The organism is Nitrosomonas sp. (assembly GCF_019635155.1).
Classification (GTDB): Bacteria; Pseudomonadota; Gammaproteobacteria; order Burkholderiales; family Nitrosomonadaceae; genus Nitrosomonas.
This window is the reverse complement of the sequence record NZ_JAHBZY010000010.1, coordinates 1-13533: the sequence shown is the minus strand read 5'-3', so window position 1 is coordinate 13533 and position 13533 is coordinate 1. Positions and strand designations below refer to the sequence as shown.

The following is a 13533-nucleotide window of genomic DNA, read 5'->3' as shown; positions in this document are numbered from 1 at the left end:
GCGGCAAAACAAAAAACCCGGAGGTTAACGCCTCCGGGTTTTTTGTTTTAACTAATTTTAACAACAACTACAATGACAGAATTACAGCTTCGCCAGCACTTCCGCGATGGTTTGTCCCATCAGTGACGGGGTCGGGCAGATGGTGACGCCGAGTTCTTTCAGCATTGCGACCTTTTCGGCGGCGCTTTCACCGGCAGACGAAATGATCGCCCCGGCGTGGCCCATGCGGCGGCCTTCGGGTGCGGTCAAACCAGCGATGTAAGCGACCAGCGGTTTGCTCATGTTTTCTTTGGCGAATTGTCCGGCTTCGACTTCTTGCGGGCCGCCGATTTCGCCGATCATCAACGCGATTTTGGTTTCCGGATCTTGCTCCAATCTCTCCAGAATGTCGCGGTGCGAGCTGCCGGGGATCGGGTCGCCGCCGATACCGACGGAAGTGGTAATGCCGATACCGAGCGCGCGCATTTGGTCGGCGGCTTCATAGCCCAAGGTACCGGAACGACCGACCACGCCGACATTGCCGCGGATGTAAATATGGCCGGGCATGATGCCGAGCATCGCGCGGCCCGGGCTGATGGTTCCGGCGCAGTTCGGGCCGGTCAGCAGCATGCGGTCTTCTTTCGGAAAACGGCGCAGAAAGTTTTTCACCGTCATCATGTCTTGTGTCGGAATACCGTCGGTAATCGAGACGCAGTATTTAATACCGGCATCGGCAGCTTCCATGATCGAATCCGCGGCAAAAGCGGGTGGCACGAAGACGATGCTGGCTTCCGCGCCGGCTTGCTCGACGGCTTCCTTAACCGTGTTGAATACTGGTAATCCGAGGTGCGTTTGCCCGCCTTTTCCGGGTGTGACGCCACCAACCACGTTGGAACCGTAGTCGATCATTTCCTGCGCGTGAAAGGTACCGATTCTGCCAGTAAACCCTTGAACAATAATGCGTGTTTTTTCGTTGATTAATATCGCCACTTTATACTCCTAAGCTTTCGCGACGACTTCGTTACGGGCACGGACGACTTTTTCCGCGGCTTCCGCTAACGTATCGGCGGTGATGATCGGCAGACCGCTGTCGGCAATGATGCGGCGGCCTTCTTCCACGTTGGTGCCCGATAGACGTACCACCAGCGGCACTTTCATATCGATGTTCTTGACGGCTTGCACCACACCTTCGGCGATCCAATCGCAGCGATTGATACCGGCGAAAATATTGACCAGCATCGCTTTGACGCCGGAATCCGCCAGCACCAGGCGGAACGCTTTTTCGGTGCGCTCGGCGGATGCGCCGCCGCCAACATCGAGGAAGTTGGCGGGTTCGCCACCGGCCAGTTTGATCATATCCATCGTCGCCATCGCCAGACCGGCGCCATTGATCATGCAACCGATGTCGCCGTCCAGTCCGACATAACTCAAACCGGCCTCTCCAGCTGCGACTTCACGCTGATCAACTTGGGTATTGTCGCGCAACTCAGCAATGCGGTGACGACGGAACAATGCGTTTTCGTCGAAGACCATTTTCGCGTCGAGCGCCACGATGTCGTGATTAGCGGTAATCACCAGCGGATTGATTTCCAGAATATTAGCATCCAAGTCTCGTAGCGCGCGGTAGCAGCCTTTGATGGTTTTCACCGCCTGATTCAGTTGCGCCGCATCGATGCCCAAAGCAAATGCCATTTTACGTGCTTGAAAATCCTGCAAACCGACCGCCGGTTCGACGTAAATCTTGATAATCGCTTCCGGATTGGTCACCGCCAGTTTCTCGATTTCCATGCCGCCTTCGGCGGAACCGATAATGATCACACGTTCACTGGTACGGTCGATCATGAACGACAGATACATTTCCTTGGCGATGTTGGTGCCTGCTTCGATATAAAGCCGGGAACAGATTTTCCCCGCCGGACCGGTTTGATGCGTCACCAATTTTTTACCGAGCAAGCTTTCGGCGGCCTGCTCAACTTCCGCGTGTGTTCTGCAAACTTTGATGCCGCCCGCTTTACCGCGCGCACCGGAATGAATCTGTGCCTTGACGACCCATACGTCGCCTTCTATTTCCCTGGCGCGTTGCACGGCTTCCACCACGCTATAGGCCAGACCGCCTTCAGCGATCTTGACACCGTATTCCGCCAGTATTTCCTTTGCTTGATATTCGTGAATATTCAATTCAATTCCCCAATAATCGCAACTACTGCGTTAATTAATCATTACATTGTCACTCGTCATAAAGCTAAAGGCCGCTCAACGCGGCCTTTAGTCATTAATCATTAACCGTTTTTAGCGGCTATCGCGTCGGCGATTTTCACCACATTATTGGCCATTCTTTCGGATGCCGCATCGATCAAACGGCCATCCAGCGCCGCAGCGCCTTTACCCTGTGCGGCAGCTTCCTTGAGCGCCGCGAGAATGCGCTTGGCTTTTTCGATTTCGCGCTCCGGTGGTGTAAACACGTCGTTTGCCAATGGAATTTGCGTCGGATGAATTGCCCATTTACCCTCACATCCCAGTGCGGCGGCGCGCTTGGCTGCCAGGATATAACCATCGGGATCCTTGATGTCGCCGAACGGCCCATCAATCGGGCGCAACCCGTAAGCACGGCAAGCGACAATCATGCGGCTGATAGCAAAATGCCATTGATCGCCGGGATAATCCGGATTCAAACCGCCGATATTGGTGGTTCTGGCGCGATTGCTCGCCGCGTAATCGGCTACGCCGAAATGCAACGCTTCCAATCGTCCCAGCGCGCCATTGCGCGCAATGTCTTCCACATTGGCCATGCCGAGCGCGGTTTCGATCAGCGCTTCCAAACCGATGCGGTTTTTCAATCCCTGCTGCATCTCAAGCTGGGTAACCATCGCCTGTACCATGTAAATATCCGCGTACACGCCGGCTTTCGGGATCAGCAGCGTATCGATCTTACCGCCCGCTTGCTCGACCAGATCAACCACATCGCGCACCATATATTGCGTATCCAAACCATTGATACGCACCGAAACGGTAATGCCGTGACCTCTCCAATCCAAGTCGTTAAGCGCTTGAATAACATTTTTACGTGCTTGAACTTTATCGTCCGGCGCAACCGCGTCTTCCAAATCCAGGAAAACAAAATCAACACCGCTATTCAGCGCCTTTTCAAACATGCCGGGGCTGGAACCTGGAACCGCCAGTTCGCAGCGCTGTACTCGCTGAATTTTTGTTTCATAAAGCGTGTGACTCATTTTTCCTCCAGAATAAAAATTATCTAATGATCAAAGGCCCATCAACAATTTGCCGGTTGCATCCCATGTTCTCGCAACATCATTCACCGGGTACGTGCTTAAAAACAAAACAGAAAAGAAAACATACGGTGGTTCGTAATTTAACAACGCGGACAGTCGTGAAGAGGTGAATGGATAGATTGGTTTTTTTGCTTACTTTTAAAGGCTAATTATTCAGCGAATTATATCCATTCCGCGGGAATTTATCTACTGAGTCAGCCCTGCTGAATACCGGATGGGGAAGCCGGGGTAGTATTTGAAGAGTTAATCGCGGCAATCATGCAAGAAAAAACCGCATGTTCCACCGCAAATTCTTGATGATGCAACGCCCCTGGGGGGCGCAAGCTTATTCAGACCGGCTGCTATGGCGCAAATCCGCGGACATTCCAAATCATTAGCATCGCACTCAGCTCGATGAGCCACCGTTGACCAATGATCAATATAACTACAGCGCCCAACCGCAACAGAAATTATCTGATTTTTCTTTGATTATCATGGCGCTAACGACGATATGCAGCAAAGCAAGAATGCTCAGCAACAGCAAATAATTTGAATAGCCGATATGCCAAAATAACCTTTCAACCAAGATGGTGCTCAGAGCAATCAACACACTTACTGGGAATAAGGCAAATGGCTTTTTTGGAACTCTCATGGGCTAAAAGAGGTTTTGCATCACTTGGCATTGTTAGCCCTAGAAGACACTAGCTTATCTGGACTACTTACTTCATTCTCAAAGAGTCAGCAAATTCCACCATATATAACCCATCACCATGGCAAGTATAAAAAGTACCCAGTAATTCTTCATGAAGAAGCCATACCAAATGGCCGCACCTATGACAGCATATAGAATGACATTCACAGCTATCGAAATTAAGAAAGCTTCTGAGAAAAAGCTTTCGCTACTACTTGGCGCTAACATTATCAAAGAACTGGGCCAGACAATGAGCATTATGTTTACAAGTATCGGTGGGAACACTGAGATTACCGATGAAATTACTTTGAATATTAATGGAACAAAAACTCCAGCAACTATTGCAAACAAGGTAATAAATTTTGTCATGCTCATTATTGAGCCGATCTGTATTGTTGCTGCAAGTTATAAAATAGATTCCCTGGAAGAATAGTTTGCGGTGTATTAATTCCACCAGCACGAAGCGCATCTCGTACTGTTGTAGTGCAATTTCTATCATATAGACGATAATTGCCAGGGTACTGCACACGACGGTTGATTGCAGCTTGAATAGCTTGATCTTGCTCTGGAGTCGTCGGGATAGTAATTGGCTTTATGGGTGTTTGCACATCTGATTGCATTACACCTGATACTGATAGTCCATTAAGAATTTTTGAATTTGATGCATCAGCTACAGGATAAAATCCTGTTGTATTGAGTGTGTTAACTCCAATACCTACATGCCCAAATACAAAAGCACCGGGATAAAGTGCTATCGTTACATCTAATCCAAGAGGATCCACAAAACCCAACGGACTCTGCCCCACATACCCGTAGAAAGACTTCTGCACAACCCCGAAAATTTTGCTGTAGTGAGAGAGGAAAATTTCCGGATGACACTGGTTATGCGTTTTTTTGGCAGGAAGTGAAGTTTTCCCATTTTTTAGGGGAGTTTTCTACCCTTATCCAGCATTTGGACGGATTGATCCCCTTGACGGCTTGTCCACAAAAATTTTGTTGGCAGCTTTTTTCAGATTCATGCAGATACTTTTCAGTATCATTTGGGCGTTGACTTTTACCGTACCGAAGTAGCTGGCGCGTCCCATTCTGAATAAGCGTTTGATTGTGCCGAAACACTGTTCGACGATATAACGTTTCTTGCTGATCAATTGATCAGCCAGCTTCTGGCGTATTGAGAGTGGTTTGTTTTTATACGCGCGATGCATGATTGCGCTCTTGATCTTTTGCTTTCTTAGAAATTGCCGATTGGCATTGCTGGTGGATCCCTTGTCAGCATACACCCGACTCGCCTCGATATGCGCAACATCGATAGCTGCCTCGAAATGTATCATTTCGCTCTGGTTAGCAGGGGCGGTGTGAACCCCACGCACATAGCCGTCTTGTGCGTCCACTACCAGGTAACTGCGGTAGCCAAACTGCGACTTCTTGCCTTTCTTTAGCCAAGTCGCATCCGGATCCGCACTTTGTTCTTCGGTACAACTGATTCCAGGCTGACTGCCATCTTCAAACTGAACAGCCTTACCTTCGGCATCCACCTCCAGGGTGATAGTCTTTTTAGGGCGTGCCGCTGACTCAATTAACGTGGCATCAATTACCGCTCCCGTCGCACCCTTGATCATTAATCCGTTTGATTGAAGCTGTTCATTAATAGAGGCCAGCAGATCATCTAGCCGGTCGCCGCTCACTAGCCGATTACGGAACCGGCACAAAGTAGTTTCGTCCGGTATCGCATCCGACAAGGACAATCCACAGAATTGTAGAAAATCAATGCGTACACACAGCGCTTGCTCCAACGCGGCATCCGATAAACTATGCCACTGACCCAGCAGGATCGCTTTGAACATCATCAGCGTATCAAACGGTTCCTGTCCTCCACCATGCGATAACTCGCGCTTGTATAAACCCGTAAGCTTCGGACGTAATTCCTCCCAGTCAATCAGCGCATCAATCTTCATCAGAACATTATCTCGCTTCAATCGCTCTGCTAATTCCAGTGTTCCAAATCTCATTTGCATCTTTTGCTCCAACTCTCTTTTACCTCTCACTATTTTAGTGGGTTATTTGATTAGCATGGGAGATTGTGCAGGGGTCTTTTTCCTTTAAAGACTGCGCCGATCGGCGCATTCAGCTTTTCCGTTTCATTAACTTCTACAATACCGTGAAGCCACATAAGGGTTTGAATAATGCTACCCCTTATGAAATACTCAACGCTTATTTCAATCAACCTCTCTGTAAACAACCCTGAGATTTCTTACAATTTAGTAGTCCTCCACCAACTGCTCCTAAAGCTGCCGATGACCCGACTTCTGTCCAATCTATGCATTCTAAATTGCCATCATTTCTCCAGAACTGCATTGCAAAATCAAATACACCACCCACCACAGCACCTACACACCAAGGGCACAATCCATTCGGATCAACAAACACCATTGAATTGCTGTTAGCGTATTCATATACATTCATCCTCCCGCCAACCCAATCGGATCGGGTGAGAGGTATCTTCCTGTCTCCGGTTCATAATAGCGGAAATAGTTGTAATGCAGGTTGGTTTCCTTATCAAAATACTGCCCGGGGAATCGCAGGTTGTATTCAAACAATTGCGCATTGCCGTCCAGATCTTCATCAGGCAGGTTGGCGCCGAACGCGTGCGTATTCTCCCAGCGCCAGACAATGGTGTTGGTCTGATCCACGATCACCCGCGGAGTGTTGAGGTGGTCGGCGTGGATTTAACGCACCCGAATTAAACCAGTGGCGGCGAGCGTTATCAATGCTGCTCCCGATCTGCGGCCGCATATCCTGATCTTGATCCGGATCATGCAAATCTATCCAGTTTCTCTTTTTCAGCTAACGAGACAGAATTGCTTTTAAAGATGAGGCATTATCGCCAAGATATACAATGTCACTAATCCGCCATCCATCCCCGATTTTCTCCAGATGATACATTAAATTTATCTTTGTCTTATCGGGTGGATATATAAATTCCACAGCGATATTATCGCCTTCCGCAGAACTTATTGACATCTCCATTGCTGCGGGATCTTGTGATGCAAAAATTGCATCAAATTCAAGATTGCATAACTCACCTTTACGGGCCTGTTTACACTTTGCTTCTTTCAAAAAAAGATTCGCTAACTCTGGAGAGAAGAATTTACTGAGAATATCCAGCGACTGTTCTTCTATTGGTTTGCCAAAATACCTTTCAGTATCTACCGAAATATCAAAAATAGCACTCCAACCAAAATCTCCATACAATTGATAAACAATGCTTTTTCTCCCGTCTAGTTCTGTACCATTAACCACAGGGAAAGTTAACAAAATAAACCCTAATAGCAAGCTCTTGGCTATAATATTTTTCATAAATCTTCCTGTCTTCTGAGTACAACCGATCCCATTTTCACCATTAGTGCTCATAACATTCGCAATCTGGTGCTCGGTAGATTTGGTATGAGGAATTTTGATACCCTCTGCCCGGATAAAAATTATTTTGGAGAAAGTCTGAGACCCATCTATTTCCAGTAAATGTTTGTATGTGTCCATGTTGACTTCCACCAGAATATGGTTGAAAAATCACAGTATCCCCAATTTCTGGAATATAGTTCTGCGAAGGGACCGGTATGAATCCATTTTTTATTAAAATCGGTGCATAATCTTTAGCCGAAATTGGGTGCCCTCTTGTATCCGCCCCTCCTGCTTCTAATCCTTTTCTGACATATCTGGCACATCTGTGTTGCGAAGTTAAATGTGCATGTTCATTCATCCAACTGGCATATTTGACACTATCAAAAAACAAACCGAGAAGATCAATCAAATTAATTGGATCTCCTTTTACATACCCCCAAACATTTATCCCTCCCGCCAACCCGATCGGGTCGGGTGAGATATACCGCCCGGTCTCCGGTTCATAATAGCGGAAATAGTTGTAATGTAGGCCAGTTTCCTTATCGAAATACTGCCCGGGGAAACGGGGGCTATATTCAAACAGTTGACCATTGCCTTCCGGGTCTTCGTTAGGCAAGTTCGCACCGAACGCGTGGGTGTTGTCCCAGCGCCAGACGATGGTGTTGGTTTGATCCACGATTACCCGCGGGGTGTTGAGGTGGTCGGCATGGATTAGTGCACCTGGATATCACCGGTGGCGGTGGGTTTTGTGATCACGCCGACCGGAATATCGCTAAGCCAGATGGTTTCTTGTCTGATCAGCCAATCGTCAGCCGGTGCGGTTGTAGCAGCATTGTCTTTATACTCCCCGATCAATTGCCCCGATAGATCATAGAAGAACAAGAACCTCGGACTCAACGGGCCATTTTTGATGATGCGTTAATCCCGGATGAAGAAAACCTTTCCAGGCTACTTACTTTTTTGAATACATTATCACAGCATCAACTCTATCGAGAGTAAGTTTTTTTCTGTACGAAACTCATTAAAATCAATGTCATCAACATCAATCCCATAAAAAAAATGAAGCCTTCGATCATTAATTTCTTTCAATTCAAAATAATCTGCCCCATCTGGGTAAGATAAATTGATATTTTGAGGACCAATGAGCCTTCTTAGAGATGGCTGTTCATGAGCACAAGTAATTTCAAAAATTCCAGGTTTTCCATAAATTGGGCCTGACGAAAATACTAGAGACTCTTCGTTTATCCATAAGAAACCGGTAACATCATCTGCCACATGAGTCAACTCTCCATTAATGCTTTGAACTGATAATTGCAGAAAACCACCTTGTGCAGACACTGTTAATACCGCTGTGCACATCTTCCCAGGGGATGGATAAGCGCCTTGTTCCTTCAATGCCGTTGCTGCCATAGAACAGGTAATAATGGAAAACAAAAAAACAAAACCTGAAACTACTCGATAACCTATAGCCATAATTTCTAACGAATTTCGATAGTGGTCAAAGGATCGTTGATGGTGCGCTGATACAAATCAAGAATATCTGCATCATTCATTCGAATGCATCCTTCTGTGCGAGACTGATAGCTACGACGCCCTCCATGTAAACCGATACCACGTTGACGTGCGACGTCTGCGCGGTTACCCCGTGCATCAACCGCCCCAATAGGCCAGAAGTAAGGCCCATACCTAATATCCCCGGAAGTATTTATCGGTAACTGAACAAGCCAGGTGCCTGCCGGAGCAGGACCATTACTTCCTATTTTATTGGGGTCACCTGATGGATTTATCGTGTTATTTCCAGCTGCATAAGTAACGATCTGACCATTTTTGAAAGTAACTGATATTGTATTGTTGTCTCGATCTACTAAAGCCGTTGACAATCCTGAGTAATCAACAAAACTCAACGGATTCTGCCCCACATACCCCCAAACATTCATCCCTCCCGCTAGCCCAATCGGGTCGGGTGAGATATACCGCCCGGTCTCCGGTTCATAATAGCGGAAATAGTTGTAGTGCAGGCCGGTTTCCTTATCAAAATACTGCCCGGGGAAACGGAGGTGGAATTCAAATAATTGGCCGTTGCTGTCCGGGTCTTCGTTGGGCAAGTTCGTACCGAACGCGTGGGTGTTCTCCCAGCGCCAGACGATGGTGCTGGTTTGGTCCACGATCACCCGCGGGGTATTGAGGTGGTCGACGTGGATGTAGTGCACCTGAATCGGACCGGTGGCGGTGGGTTTCGTGATCACGCCGACCGGAATATCGCCCAGCCAGACGGTTTCTTGCCGTACCAGTCAGTCATCTGTTGGCGTTGCTGCGTAAGCATTTTCACAATATCCTACTGTCAATTTCCTAACAAAATCATTCAAGTAAAATTGCTTCGAGCTCAGTGGGTTGTTATACGCAATGTGTTGACAACGTGTGTTATGGAATTTTGGTCTTGGCATTGTTATTCCTGGATGATGCAAGCTTATCCGGTTACTTGCTTACATTAATGATCTCAATATTTCTAAAATTTTATTCATTTCTTCATAATTATTTTTTTGGGAATCAGAGGCTTGCTTTGTAAAAATCCATTCAGCCATGCTATCAATTCTATCTTTATAAAATTGATGTAACGCTTTTATTGACACTCGTGGTATTGGAGGATCCAAAATCCACCACTTTTCTTGATCGCGAATTAACTGGAGTGTTACAACATCTTGTTTCAAATCATCAGCAATTATTTTTCTTCCTGGTAGCCCACTACCCATACTTTTTGCTATTCGATCAAAAACGACTGTTACAACCGCAGTATTTTTTTCAACTATAATATTTGTGATTTCAAATGATTTAACAACAAAAATTGGGTCCGCCTCAAATGCAATAACTTTTCCAAGTAATTCAGGATCTTTTCTGCTCTCTTCTTTTCGTCGACTTGTTGTATATTTTGTAATATCCATTCGTATATCTGGATCACCCTCGAAGTCAGCGTAGCAAAATTTTTCCGCAACAATCCTTACAGCATCAACTTCAACCTCATTCAGCGATTTAGCCCAGATACTATGATTGAATGATACACAGCATACAATAGCTAATAGGAGAGATATATTCTTCCTACTTAATATTATTGATTGGTTTGTCATATCGATACCATGTTACTGGCCCCATTGATTTTTCCCACCAAATTATCTGAGCAGTACCAAATGGCACCCCTGGTCTGCGAGCGGACCAGGAATCATATCTAGCACCTGCTTTAGGATCGAAAATTAATACATGACCATTCCATTATCCCACGTCACCCGGCTGAGGCTTATTATCAGGAGCAGGCTTAAAACGTGGATTATTCGGAAACATATTAGAATTCGAATATTTATAAGGAAAACCTGCCTCGTCATAGATTTTCCAAATAGACCCAGAACAATCAGCTCTATCTCGACTTGATCTTGCCCCACCATTTTCGTAATAAGGTACCCCTGACCAAGTTCTAGCAACTTCAGTAATCCGTTGCCCTTCCTCAAACGAAATTAGTTCCAAACCCAGCAAATCAAAATTTAAAACTGGATTCCCGCTCACATACCCCCAAACATTCATCCCTCCCGCTAGCCCAATCGGGTCGGGTGAAAGGTATCTTCCCGTCTCCGGTTCATAATAGCGGAAATAGTTGTAATGCAGGCCGGTTTCCTTATCAAAATACTGCCCGGGGAATCGCAGGTTGTATTCAAAAATCTGCGTTGCATCCATCGGATTCTCGATTGGCAGGTTGGCGCCGAACGCGTGCGTGTTGTCCCAGCGCCAGACGATGGTGTTGCTTGTATCGGTGATCACCCGTGGGGTGTTGAGATGGTCGGCATGGATGTAGTGCACCTGAATCGGACCGGTGGCGGTGGGTTTCGTGATCACGGCAACCGGTATGTGCTTACAGGTTCTCACTTCCATCGGCTGAACTGGAGCAAACGCCCTTTTTCTGAGAATTCAGTTTGGCTAACTCCATTAAGCCAACTAACCGAGGAGTAACCCTTCGAAATAAGCTCTTCCAAAACATCTTGAAGCACTTTAGCTTTGGTGGAAACTAAACCAATCAAAGGAATGACTGTTGGGGCGATCGCAATTTGACCATTTGCGATTAAGTCGAGGATCGCGAGTAAGCCTGACTCGCTTATGAAACATGGCTCATGTCCAGCCGCAAAGCGGACACTCGAATTTTTAGCACCTAGGCGCTCAGCAATACGTTCCCATCTCTCAAACCCAATTGCCACGTAGCCATCCGGTGTTACCCCAATATGAACGTATGCGTGCTCTAATGATTTTGGTTCGAAAATTGCCTCATAGCCAATCAAATAATCGTCATGCGGATCGTTTTTTGGATTCGTTTCTTCTCTAAATACTACTGTAGTAGTATGTTTTGAAATGAACCATTCGGACAAAAGCACTTTGGCTCGTTCAGGCGTTAGCACCGGCAGATTATTTCTTACAGCCACAAGAATCTCCTGCTGCTCGATTCGCTCCACCACCTATCACACCGCTGACCGCACCATCGCGTAAAGGGCTCGCTAATGGTGAAATTGCTGTTCCAGGTATATCAGTTTTACTTCCATTAACCACTGCTCGTAATACATTGGAATTGTCTGAAGCTCGATATCCCCATCCAAATCGAGTGCTTGCATTATTCAAAACTCCTGCAGATTCTGAATAACCGTACGATGCAGCCTTAGTACCGCCACGACCTAACAAGAACCCCGTTGGCCCTAAACCAGACAATGCAGCACCGGATAGAGCAGTAGTAACAATACTTCTTCCATCCAGACACTCAAGATCGCCACCATTTTGGAAAAGTTGGAGGGTCAGATCAATGCCAGCGCCAATTAATCCACCTATAACAATTGGAGCGACAAGAATTTCACCCGTCGGATCCACAAAACTCAGCGGATTCTGCCCCACATACCCCCAAACATTCATCCCTGCCGCCAACCCGATCGGATCCGGCGAAATGTACCGTCCCGTTTCAGGTTCATAATAGCGGAAATAGTTGTAATGCAGATTGGTTTCCTTGTCGAAATACTGCCCCGGGAAGTGCAGGTTGTATTCAAAAATCTGCGTTGCATCCATCGGATTCTCGATGGGCAGGTTGGCGCCGAACGCGTGGGTGTTATCCCAGCGCCAGACGACGGTGTTGGCTTGATCCACGATCACCCGCGGGGTGTTGAGGTGATCGGCATGTACATAGTGCACCTTGATCGGTCCGGTGGCGATAGGTTTCTTGATCACGCCGACTGGAATATCACCCAGCCAGATGGTTTCTTGTCTGACCAGCCAACTGTCCGTTGGTGTGGCAGTGTTTGAGTTATCCCGGTATTCCCCGATCAATTGACCGGCAGGATCGCAAAAGAAGAAAAACTTGGGACTCTACAAGCCATTCTTGCTAATTCGTTGATCCCCGATGACGCAACCTTTTCCAGGCTAATTGCTTCACAGATTAAAGAGTTAACAAAGTCCACCATAGATAACTCATAACTACACCAAGTATACCGGCAATCCAATACTTTTTCATGAACAAGCCTAGCCAAATAGCTGTGCCAATGAGCGTATATAGTAATAAATTTAGTATTGCAGCAATTATAAAAGCTAAAGAGAAAAAACTTTCCCCACTGCTTGGTACCAATAAAAAAATAGAGCTGGGATATACAACCAGCATAGTATATAAAAGTGTAAGTGGGAAAATAGGTATCACTAGAGCAAGTATTTTGAATATTAATGGAATAACCAGTCCACCTACAATCGCAAATACTGCAATAAACTTTTCTTTGCTCATCGAGAGACTGATCCAAATTGTTGTTGCAGATTGTTAAAAAGAACTTCTGGAAGAATAGTTTGTGGAGTGATAATCCCTCCTGAACGAAGTACATCACGCACTGTTGTAGCACAATTCCTATCGTATAGACGATAACTACTTGGAAATGCCGATCGACGATTAATTGCAGCTTGAATAGCTTGATCTTGTTCCGGTGTAGTTGAAATGATCAACGATTTAATCGGAACTCGCTCATCTAGCTTCATCACACCAGAAACAGGTAATCCATTGAGTATTCTTGAGTTTGAGGCCGTATTTATTGGATAAAATCCAACAGTAATATTCGAGTTCACTCCGATTCCGATGTGTCCAAACCCAGAAGCTCCCGGATAAAATATTACCGTAACATATAATCCCATCCGATCCAC

At 46.4% G+C, this 13533-nt stretch carries 20 protein-coding genes; 2 read left to right on the top strand and 18 right to left on the bottom strand.

What is annotated here, in order from left to right; all coding sequences use genetic code 11:
• Positions 1-81 precede the first annotated feature (81 nt).
• From sucD to KF839_RS08295, 3 genes are all read right to left on the bottom strand, one after another.
• Positions 82-969 (bottom strand): succinate--CoA ligase subunit alpha, encoded by an 888-nt coding sequence (gene sucD, locus KF839_RS08305; RefSeq protein ID WP_292917373.1) that lies wholly within the window; start codon positions 967-969, stop codon positions 82-84.
• 9 nt (positions 970-978) lie between these two features.
• Positions 979-2157: a malate--CoA ligase subunit beta gene (locus KF839_RS08300; protein ID WP_292917372.1), complete on the bottom strand. Its 1179-nt coding sequence runs from the start codon at positions 2155-2157 to the stop codon at positions 979-981.
• A 101-nt stretch (positions 2158-2258) separates the two neighbouring features.
• Complete coding sequence (locus KF839_RS08295) at positions 2259-3209, bottom strand: HpcH/HpaI aldolase/citrate lyase family protein (protein ID WP_292917371.1); 951 nt, start codon at positions 3207-3209, stop codon at positions 2259-2261.
• Positions 3210-4069: 860 nt separating this feature from the next.
• On the opposite strand from KF839_RS08295, the gene KF839_RS08290 reads away from it, so the two are divergent.
• Positions 4070-4372, top strand: coding sequence for a hypothetical protein (locus KF839_RS08290; protein ID WP_292917370.1), 303 nt, complete (start codon positions 4070-4072; stop codon positions 4370-4372).
• Here KF839_RS08290 and KF839_RS08285 read toward each other — a convergent pair.
• Positions 4314-4721: a lipoprotein N-acyltransferase Lnb domain-containing protein gene (locus KF839_RS08285; RefSeq protein ID WP_292917474.1), complete on the bottom strand. Its 408-nt coding sequence runs from the start codon at positions 4719-4721 to the stop codon at positions 4314-4316. The two genes, KF839_RS08290 and KF839_RS08285, sit on opposite strands and share 59 nt — an antisense overlap.
• 159 nt (positions 4722-4880) lie before the next feature.
• Entirely contained in the window at positions 4881-5954 is a 1074-nt protein-coding gene (locus KF839_RS08280) for an IS5 family transposase (protein WP_292917369.1), read from the bottom strand.
• A gap of 65 nt (positions 5955-6019) precedes the next feature.
• Between KF839_RS08280 and KF839_RS14890 the strand changes: the two genes are divergently transcribed.
• Positions 6020-6184 (top strand): integrase core domain-containing protein, encoded by a 165-nt coding sequence (locus KF839_RS14890; RefSeq protein WP_416362358.1) that lies wholly within the window; start codon positions 6020-6022, stop codon positions 6182-6184.
• Here the strand turns inward: KF839_RS14890 and KF839_RS08275 are convergent.
• The 13 genes from KF839_RS08275 to KF839_RS08215 form a co-directional block, all read right to left on the bottom strand.
• Positions 6160-6402: a hypothetical protein gene (locus KF839_RS08275; RefSeq protein ID WP_292917368.1), complete on the bottom strand. Its 243-nt coding sequence runs from the start codon at positions 6400-6402 to the stop codon at positions 6160-6162. The two genes, KF839_RS14890 and KF839_RS08275, sit on opposite strands and share 25 nt — an antisense overlap.
• Positions 6399-6629 (bottom strand): RHS repeat-associated core domain-containing protein, encoded by a 231-nt coding sequence (locus KF839_RS08270; RefSeq protein ID WP_292917367.1) that lies wholly within the window; start codon positions 6627-6629, stop codon positions 6399-6401. Before KF839_RS08270 ends, KF839_RS08275 begins: the two co-directional genes overlap by 4 nt.
• Before the next feature lie 154 nt (positions 6630-6783).
• A complete protein-coding gene (locus tag KF839_RS08265) occupies positions 6784-7296 on the bottom strand; it encodes a hypothetical protein (protein ID WP_292917366.1) in 513 nt (170 codons plus the stop codon).
• A 43-nt stretch (positions 7297-7339) separates the two neighbouring features.
• Entirely contained in the window at positions 7340-8014 is a 675-nt protein-coding gene (locus tag KF839_RS08260; RefSeq protein WP_292917365.1) for an RHS repeat-associated core domain-containing protein, read from the bottom strand.
• Between the two features lie 35 nt (positions 8015-8049).
• Positions 8050-8235 (bottom strand): hypothetical protein, encoded by a 186-nt coding sequence (locus KF839_RS08255; RefSeq protein ID WP_292917364.1) that lies wholly within the window; start codon positions 8233-8235, stop codon positions 8050-8052.
• Between the two features lie 75 nt (positions 8236-8310).
• Entirely contained in the window at positions 8311-8811 is a 501-nt protein-coding gene (locus KF839_RS08250) for a hypothetical protein (protein WP_292917363.1), read from the bottom strand.
• Between the two features lie 5 nt (positions 8812-8816).
• The gene (locus KF839_RS08245) at positions 8817-9584 is read right to left on the bottom strand and encodes an RHS repeat-associated core domain-containing protein (RefSeq protein WP_292917362.1); all 768 of its coding nucleotides are present in this window, start codon (positions 9582-9584) and stop codon (positions 8817-8819) included.
• 237 nt (positions 9585-9821) lie between these two features.
• A complete protein-coding gene (locus KF839_RS08240) occupies positions 9822-10460 on the bottom strand; it encodes a hypothetical protein (RefSeq protein ID WP_292917361.1) in 639 nt (212 codons plus the stop codon).
• A 142-nt stretch (positions 10461-10602) separates the two neighbouring features.
• Complete coding sequence (locus KF839_RS08235; RefSeq protein ID WP_292917360.1) at positions 10603-11253, bottom strand: RHS repeat domain-containing protein; 651 nt, start codon at positions 11251-11253, stop codon at positions 10603-10605.
• Positions 11244-11795: a hypothetical protein gene (locus KF839_RS08230; RefSeq protein WP_292917359.1), complete on the bottom strand. Its 552-nt coding sequence runs from the start codon at positions 11793-11795 to the stop codon at positions 11244-11246. The genes KF839_RS08235 and KF839_RS08230 overlap by 10 nt, the downstream gene beginning before the upstream one ends.
• Entirely contained in the window at positions 11779-12681 is a 903-nt protein-coding gene (locus tag KF839_RS08225; RefSeq protein ID WP_292917358.1) for an RHS repeat-associated core domain-containing protein, read from the bottom strand. The genes KF839_RS08230 and KF839_RS08225 overlap by 17 nt, the downstream gene beginning before the upstream one ends.
• A 109-nt stretch (positions 12682-12790) precedes the next feature.
• A complete protein-coding gene (locus tag KF839_RS08220) occupies positions 12791-13126 on the bottom strand; it encodes a hypothetical protein (RefSeq protein WP_292917357.1) in 336 nt (111 codons plus the stop codon).
• The coding region (locus KF839_RS08215; RefSeq protein ID WP_292917356.1) for a hypothetical protein at positions 13123-13533 on the bottom strand (411 nt) is incomplete at its 5' end. The genes KF839_RS08220 and KF839_RS08215, both read right to left, overlap by 4 nt.

What these genes read in the sequence shown, in the direction of transcription:
- KF839_RS08295 (WP_292917371.1), bottom strand. Translation starts at nt 3,209, where the DNA reads ATGAGTCACACGCTTTATGAAACAAAAATTCAGCGAGTACAGCGCTGC.
- KF839_RS08290 (WP_292917370.1), top strand. Translation starts at nt 4,070, where the DNA reads ATGGCCGCACCTATGACAGCATATAGAATGACATTCACAGCTATCGAA.
- KF839_RS08280 (WP_292917369.1), bottom strand. Translation starts at nt 5,954, where the DNA reads ATGCAAATGAGATTTGGAACACTGGAATTAGCAGAGCGATTGAAGCGA.
- KF839_RS08275 (WP_292917368.1), bottom strand. Translation starts at nt 6,402, where the DNA reads ATGAATGTATATGAATACGCTAACAGCAATTCAATGGTGTTTGTTGAT.
- KF839_RS08265 (WP_292917366.1), bottom strand. Translation starts at nt 7,296, where the DNA reads ATGAAAAATATTATAGCCAAGAGCTTGCTATTAGGGTTTATTTTGTTA.
- KF839_RS08250 (WP_292917363.1), bottom strand. Translation starts at nt 8,811, where the DNA reads ATGGCTATAGGTTATCGAGTAGTTTCAGGTTTTGTTTTTTTGTTTTCC.
- KF839_RS08240 (WP_292917361.1), bottom strand. Translation starts at nt 10,460, where the DNA reads ATGACAAACCAATCAATAATATTAAGTAGGAAGAATATATCTCTCCTA.
- KF839_RS08235 (WP_292917360.1), bottom strand. Translation starts at nt 11,253, where the DNA reads ATGGAAGTGAGAACCTGTAAGCACATACCGGTTGCCGTGATCACGAAA.
- KF839_RS08220 (WP_292917357.1), bottom strand. Translation starts at nt 13,126, where the DNA reads ATGAGCAAAGAAAAGTTTATTGCAGTATTTGCGATTGTAGGTGGACTG.